This is a genomic window from Shewanella hafniensis, assembly GCF_019655335.1.
GTDB lineage: Bacteria > Pseudomonadota > Gammaproteobacteria > Enterobacterales > Shewanellaceae > Shewanella > Shewanella hafniensis.
This window is the reverse complement of the sequence record NZ_BPFD01000119.1, coordinates 1-8,154: the sequence shown is the minus strand read 5'-3', so window position 1 is coordinate 8,154 and position 8,154 is coordinate 1. Positions and strand designations below refer to the sequence as shown.

The window sequence follows — 8,154 nt, the reverse complement described above, 5'->3', positions numbered from 1 at the left end:
CTCATACTTAAGATATTTAATCCATTATTCCCGTCATTCTCTTTAGATGACTTATCTTTAGAATCTGTGACTGAGACTTTAATACAGCTAAGTTATGGCCGAGATCGTCAAAAAATACAGAAAATACTTTTATTGTTTAATGTTGCAAGCTTATTGGCGAACTCAAAAACAAACTCACGATTTCAATTTGATCGATTCAAGGCTGAAGATTGGGACATTGAGCACATACGCTCTGTAGCCTCTGATATGCCAAATAGTAAGGATAAACAAAAAGTTTGGTTAAAAAATGTTGTTGAATATATTTCTGACGAAAACACTTTCGAGCCAAATGAGCGCTCAGTTAGTTATATTGAAGAAGCTCAAAATATCAAAAGAGCTGCAATTGAACTATTATAGTGCAAACTATTTGACTCAGTGAAATTTGAAATAATCTTCCAAAAAGTTATAGAACTATATGATCCTCATAGCAATGAAGAAGTTGATGATTCAATCGGCAACCTTACATTGTTAGATAGCTATACAAACCGTAGCTATCAAAATGCCGTTTTTCCTATAAAGCGATTTAGAATAATAGCCCTTGACAAGCGAGCGACATTTGTCCCTTTATGTACCAAAAATGTTTTTTTAAAATATTACAGTAAGCAAGTCGATAAAATGCTTTTTTGGGGGGCAAAAGATAGTCAAGATCATCAACAAGCGATCTCAGAAATGATATATAGTTTTCTAGGTGGTAAAGGAGTGTACCTATGAATAAGGGATTAAGTTCTACGTTTTATGGCCTATTTGAAAAAGTTGAGATTATTGAAATTCCAATACTTCAACGTGATTATGCACAAGGTAGAAGTGAGGCGATTGATGTAAGGACTTTGTTCTTAGACTCACTCTATGATGCTCTACTCGTTACTGGTGAACACGTAGTTCAGCCACTGGACTTAGACTTTGTTTACGGTAATTTTGAAGGGGAAGAAGGCAAAGTTTTTTCAGTGCTTGATGGTCAACAACGTTTAACGACATTATTCCTATTGCACTGGTTTCTCGCACTTAAAAATGATCAACTCGATGCATTTAGAGACAGGTTTGTTATTACGCAAGAAGACTCATTTCGTTCACGTTTTACATATAAAACAAGACATAGTACAACTGAGTTTTTTAATGCACTTACCTCAACAAAATTCGACTATAAGCAAGGCTCTATTAGCAATCTAATACTCGATAGCCAATGGTTCTATTCTTCTTGGAAGTTGGATCCTACTGTTCAATCTTGTTTATGTATGTTAGATGCAATTGAAATAAAGTTTGGTAAAAATAATATTAATCTTTATGAACGACTCACTAATACTGTTAATCCATATATCACCTTTCAGTTTTTAAACCTACACTCATTCGGTTTATCTGATGAACTGTATATTAAAATGAATGCTAGAGGAAAGCCTTTAACGGCCTTTGAAAACTTTAAAGTTTGGCTGCTCAGAAAGGCAGAGATTGTTCTTCCACATGGTAACTTTGAACACAAAATTGATTGTCAATGGACTGATTTTTTTTGGAGAGAAAGTGTCGAAGATAACGTAGACTTTGATTCACTTTATTTAAATTTTTTCAACTTACTCGCTTTTTATCACAGTTGTGAAACGACCGAAGGTAGTTACATATTACTCACTGCAGAAGAAAAAGGCTGGCTTCGAGATATACGTGAATCTCGTAGTTACATTCCACACTCTAAGCTAGAAAAAATACAAGCATTTGAAGGAAAAGATTTAAACAGAATCGTAAAGGTTCTGGATTTTATGTCCGCTAATGAAAATAACAGTATTTCTAGTCTATTTCGTTCTGCAATTAAAACTTCTAGCAACCTCACTCAAATGAAATTCTATGCATTAATGCTATTCATAGAAAATGCGCCAGATACAGACTTTTGGGATGACAACACTGACGTTCAACTGTTCCGATGGGTCAGGGTTACTAACAATCTAATTAATAACCATCGTATCGATGATATGTCCTCTTTTATTGCCGCAATAAAAGCACTTAATTATCTGTCTAAATTTAGCCAATCTATCTATGAACAGATGAACAGTGATTCCTTTGAAACAGTCGGATTTACTAAGGAGCAGTGGAGTGAGGAGGTAGTAAAAGCGAATTTAATCTTAACCGATACTAACTGGGAGTCACCTTTAAGGCAGTATGAATCTCATGCCTACCTTAAAGGAAAAGTTGGCTTTATCCTCAATATGGCATTCATAGATAACTCCTATAAGTTAGATACATTTCAAGAGCTTGCAAAAAAAATCAGTACATTATTAAGTCCAGAAGTGTTGGAATCTACGGACTTTCTACTTCAGCGAGCGCTTTTATCTATTGATAACTATTTAATTGAAGATGGCTATTGCCGCCTTTCATTCGGAGTTCCAAATAGGAGTAGCTATCGTGAACGTTCAGAAAACTGGTTAAGTATTGTAACCAAACCTGTATTCACCGAACTCGTTATGAAAATCAGTAGTAGTGATTATGGTACATTAACCGCTGAGTTAAAAAGCATTATCGACTCGAGTAATGCGGATGGTTGGAGAGAGTTGATTATAAAGTATCCCGATACGATAGGTTATTGCTCTAAAAAGCTGATTCATAGACAAGGACAATTAGTATATCTCCTCTCGAAAACCAACCGCAGAGGCTACCACGCTGAACTTTATAGTTATGTACTGAGTTTAAGGATCCATGCGTTAGAAAGTCAGCGTAAGTTACCTACTGGAATAGAAACCTTAAGTTATGAGTATGTATATGGTGATGAAACCCCAAAAGCTAGGCTTAAACTGGATGGTGTAGTTCTGGGTGTTTGTTTTAAATTTAATAAATATGTGGTAACGCACAAAGTACCTCACACTTTATACCATGGCTACCTAGTGGATGAAGAAATAGAGACTCCTGATAAAATAGTAAATCTGTTACTTTCTCTAGGAATTGAGAAGGGTTCTATTTCATGAGCACAGTAGGCCAAAAGGAACGTGCCACCCAAAACCGTGTGGTCAAATTCTTTCAAAATGAATTGGGTTATCGCTATTTAGGCGATTGGAAGGATAGACAAGCTAACCGCAATGTTGAAAGCCATATATTAGCCAATTGGCTGGCCGATCGCGGCGTGTCAGAACTACTGATCAATCGTGCATTGCGTAAACTGGATATTGCAACTGCGTTGGGTGAAGGCAAAAAACTCTATGATGCCAATAAAGAGGTGTATCGCTTATTACGTTATGGCGTGAAAGAGAAAGAGGGCGCAGGTGAGCAAAATCAAACAGTTTGGCTGATTGATTGGCAACACCCTGAAGCGAATGATTTTGCTATTGCTGAAGAAGTGACAGTGAAGGGGGATCAGCTATCGCCCAAAACCAAACGTCCCGATCTGGTACTGTATGTCAATGGTATTGCCCTTGGGGTGATTGAGCTAAAGCGCTCGTCTGTTTCTGTGAGTGAAGGGATACGCCAGAATCTCGATAATCAAAAGAAAGACTTTATCCGCAATTTTTTTACGACCATGCAGCTTGTCATGGCTGGCAATGATACCCAAGGTGTTCGCTACGGCACGATTGAAACCACCGAGAAATACTATCTTGAGTGGAAAGAAAATCTGGAATGGAAAGATCCTGCCATTATCACGAGTGTGGATAAAACGGAAAATACGCGCACTTTACTGGATTCGCACTTAGGCCAGCTTTGTAATAAATCGCGGTTTTTACAACTGATCCACGACTTTATTGTGTTTGATTCTGGGGTTAAAAAGACCTGCCGTCATAATCAATACTTTGGTATTCAAGCCGCGAAAAAGCACATTAAGTCACACTCTTTCGGTAATGACAGTGGTGGAATCATTTGGCACACCCAAGGTTCAGGCAAGAGCTTGACCATGGTGTGGTTGGCTAAGTGGATCCGTGAAAATGTCGCCGATTCTCGGGTGTTGATCATTACAGACAGAACCGAACTCGACGAGCAGATTGAAAAAGTCTTTATCGGTGTCGATGAATTTATTTATCGCACTACAAGTGGCAGTGATTTAGTCGCTAGCTTAAATAAGCCCAATCCTTGGTTATTATGCTCATTGGTACATAAATTTGGCCGCAATGGCGAAGCGCGAGATGACAATGCTGGAGTGGGCGGCGATGACGATGCAACCGACGATTTTATTGCAGCAATGACCCGTAACTTGCCAAAAGACTTTAGCGTTAAAGGCAACTTGTTTGTTTTTGTTGACGAGTGTCATCGTACTCAGTCTGGCAAGTTGCATACGGCAATGAAATCTCTGCTTAGTGGTAAAGAGGGGCCTGAAGCCATGTTTATCGGTTTTACGGGCACGCCATTAATGAAAAAGGATAAGAAAAAATCCTTAGAAATCTTCGGCCCTTACATTCATACCTACAAGTTTAATGAAGCAGTGCTTGATGGTGTGGTGCTGGATTTACGCTACGAAGCCAGAGATATCGATCAACATTTAACCTCAGAGAAAAAAATTGATCAGTGGTTTGAGGCTAAAACCAAGGGATTGTCTCACCTAGCGAAAATGCAGCTAAAACAAAAATGGGGCACGATGCAAAAAGTGCTCTCCAGTAAATCGCGGCTCGAAAAAATCGTTAGCGATATCTTAATGGATATGGAACTTAAACCACGATTGATGGACGGCCGAGGCAATGCCATGTTGGTGTGTGCTAGCGTGCATCAAGCCTGTGTTGTCTATGATCTGTTTAGTAAAACTGACTTACATGACAAGTGCGCGATTGTCACCAGCTATCAGCCTGTTGCCGGTTCAATTAAGGGGGAAGAATCAGGAGAAGGATTAACAGAAAAACTGTTTAAGTACGATGTATACCGAAAAATGCTGGCGAGTTACTTCGAACAATCTGAAGATGAAGCGGCTAAAAGAGTCGAAGAGTTTGAAAAAGAGGTTAAAAAGCGTTTTATCGACGAACCTGGTCAAATGCGTTTATTGATTGTGGTTGATAAGCTACTGACGGGGTTCGATGCGCCTTCTGCGACATATTTATACATTGATAAGTCGATGGCCGACCATAACTTATTCCAAGCAATTTGTCGGGTAAATCGACTCGATGGTGAGGATAAAGAATATGGTTATATCATTGACTATAAAGATTTATTTAGGTCATTAGACAAAGCATTAAAAGACTACACCGCCGAAGCGTTTGACGCTTATGATGCTGAAGATGTTGCTGGTTTATTGAAGGACAGATTAGTGCAGGCGAGGGAAGATCTCGATAATGCACTGGAGACGGTACGGGCGATTTGCGAACCCGTTGAAACGCCTCGCCATACTCAAGATTTTATTCATTATTTTTGTGGCAAATCTGGTGTTAGCTATGATGCAGATACTAGAAGCGAACAAGAAACACTGCGCCTGACACTCTATACTGCGGTCGCTAAGCTGCTCCGCGCTTACGCCAATTTAGCCAATGAAATGGAGCAAGCGGGTTACACCACAGAGGAATCTATCCAGATCAAAGCTGAAGTCGTGTTCTATGAGAAAGTGCGCGATGAAGTGAAGCTTGCCAGTGGTGATTTACTCGAAATGAAGCGCTTTGAACCGGCAATGCGTCACTTGCTCGATATGTATATTCGAGCAGATGACAGTGAAGTGTTGATGGATTTTGAAGACTTCGGGCTAATCGATTTAGTTGTCAATAATAACGGGGAGGGCATGGATAAACTCCCAAAAGGACTGCGCGATAACGAAGATGCTATGGCGGAAGCCATTGAGAATAACGTCCGTAAAACCATAGTGGATGAAAATCCAGTTAACCCTAAATATTTTGACCAGATGTCGACATTGCTCGAAGAGCTAATAAAACAGCGCCGAGAAAAAGCACTGAATTATCAAGAGTATTTAGAAAAAATCCGTGAACTGGCCAAAAAAGTGGTTAATCCTGTTGGCGCGAGTCAATCTAGCTATCCAGATTCTATTGATACCGCAGCTAAACAAGCCATTTTCGATAACTTTGGTAATGATGAAGTATTAACAACTAAAATAGATACAGCGGTTCGCTTTACTAAGAGAGCGGATTGGCTAGGTGACCGATTTAAGGAACGTGAAATTGCTAATGCGATCCGTGAAGAAACTGCCAGTTATGGCATTGATGTGGCTGCAATAATGGAGCTTATTAAAGCACAAAAGGAATACCATTAATGCCGTCAACACATCCATTAGATGAGACTTTTTCAATCGAAGTGCGCGGCATAGAAATAGTGGTTAATCGCAAGAATATTAAAAACTTACATTTGAGCGTATTACCTCCGGATGGACGAGTAAGAGTGTCAGCTCCGATTCATACGTCAGAGCAAGCGATACGCTTAGCTGTTATAGGCAAGTTAGCCTGGATTAAAAAGCAACAAAGGGATTTTGTTGCTCAACCCAGGCAATCAAGTCGCGAAATGGTTAACGGTGAAAGCCATTACTTATGGGGACAAAGATACCGTTTAAGTATGGTGGAGACGACTGGTAGACATCTTGTGAGTCTTAAAGGCGTGTCTAAGTTAGTCATTGCGGTATCAACGGATACTTCAACAGAAAATCGCTTGAAACTCCTTAACGGATTTTATCGATTGGAAATGCAGCAAAGGATTTTGTATCTACTCGAGATATGGCAACAGCGTTTAGGTGTAGAAGCAAACTACATCGGCATTAAGAAAATGAAAACCAAATGGGGCAGCTGTAATATTCAGGCAAAACGCATTTGGTTAAACCTAGAGTTAGCTAAAAAACCGCCAGAATGCCTTGAATACATTTTGGTTCATGAACTGACTCATTTACTTGAACGTCATCATAACGAAAGATTTCGCGCCATCATGGACAAGCAAATGCCAAATTGGCGAGAGCATCGTAATTTACTCAACAGTCTGCCATTGGCCTATGAAGATTGGCAATATTGATACCAGTCAAAAAGAACGCGCTGCTACGTGAATAATAGAGGGCTTTGCCAGCCAACACGCTAAAGAATTCACGTAGCGACGCGACATACAAGCCTCTAAACTTCATTTTCAAAACTTAAGTTGCATAATTTCAGTTATTTAGGTGGTATTGATAACTTTAAGCAATGGATTGTTATACTTAGAACAAACCTTTACAAAGATTGATGGGCGAGGGCGAGGGCGGATAAGGGAGATAGTAGTAACGTAGTCATGACTCGATTTTATTTGAACTATGCAATTAAGACTTAGTCCAATTTTAGCAACTAATGAGGGAAGGCGTACCAAGATATAGCTCATCAATGTTTTATTGAGTATGAAATTCTTGGGGTTTAAAGAGTATAAAGTGGGCCATGCGCTGAGATTTACTAGCTTCGCAATTCGCAACAAGTTAGGGCCGTGTATCCTCGACATACACAGTTTTTGTTGTCCATCATGATTCAATCAGATGAATACAGTTTGTTACTATGTGCATAAGCTATTATTCAAGAAAAATACATTTTTACGCTAATGCCGATAACGTCATTTATCGGCATTGTTGGAGACTCAGATAACACTATTAAACCGTTCAATGAACTCATTATGTACTGACACATTTATACACAGGAACTCAGTCGCTCAGTTCATTTCTAAAAATTTCATGTATCAATCAGTGCATTTATAGCCGGTAAGACAAATATATCACTTAGCCAGAGTTTAGGTCGCTTTAACATCCGCTTCGATAGAGTCATACCATATCTTCGAACTGAAGGCTTTCTGCATAAGTAAATCTGCTTTAAAGCTGTTACTGCGAGTTTTACATGATTTCTTTCGCATATGGTTACACAAAATCTTAAAGCATTCACGTAGAGACGCGAAAATCCAATAGCTCAGTGACATCTTCGCTATCAGACTTTAGATGAAAATTTCAATCTAATCGAATAAGAAACCGTCCGTAATTTTTATCTGAATATCCATTTGCTAATCCTAGCTAGTCAAACAGCAAAAAAATATCAGCAGGTTAGCTTGCGGCCTAGATTCATGTTCATCATAAAGGTAAATCTCAGTCTGCCGCGAAATCTCATGTAAGCGTCCGGTGATCTACGTCTTGCCTAGATTAACCTGCCAAGGTAATAGGCTGTGGAGATCGCAGTCAGGGTAAGATAACTGCGTTAGGCAGTGTTCGATGTAATCGAACGGTATTAGGCCGTT

At 39.3% G+C, this 8,154-nt stretch carries 4 protein-coding genes and 1 pseudogene; all 5 read left to right on the top strand.

Translation table 11 applies throughout. The annotated features are described in order from the left end of the window. Positions 1-396: pseudogene (locus K5Q99_RS22605) on the top strand (DUF262 domain-containing protein); the annotation flags it as partial. A gap of 18 nt (positions 397-414) precedes the next feature. Next, positions 415-750, top strand: a complete 336-nt coding sequence (locus K5Q99_RS22600; RefSeq protein ID WP_246604553.1) for a GmrSD restriction endonuclease domain-containing protein — start codon at positions 415-417, stop codon at positions 748-750. After that, complete coding sequence (locus K5Q99_RS20680) at positions 747-2,981, top strand: DUF262 domain-containing protein (protein WP_220777994.1); 2,235 nt, start codon at positions 747-749, stop codon at positions 2,979-2,981. The genes K5Q99_RS22600 and K5Q99_RS20680 overlap by 4 nt, the downstream gene beginning before the upstream one ends. Continuing rightward, positions 2,978-6,184, top strand: a complete 3,207-nt coding sequence (locus K5Q99_RS20675) for a type I restriction endonuclease subunit R (RefSeq protein ID WP_220777993.1) — start codon at positions 2,978-2,980, stop codon at positions 6,182-6,184. Before K5Q99_RS20680 ends, K5Q99_RS20675 begins: the two co-directional genes overlap by 4 nt. Next, positions 6,184-6,927, top strand: coding sequence for a M48 family metallopeptidase (locus K5Q99_RS20670; RefSeq protein WP_220777992.1), 744 nt, complete (start codon positions 6,184-6,186; stop codon positions 6,925-6,927). Before K5Q99_RS20675 ends, K5Q99_RS20670 begins: the two co-directional genes overlap by 1 nt. Positions 6,928-8,154 lie beyond the last annotated feature (1,227 nt).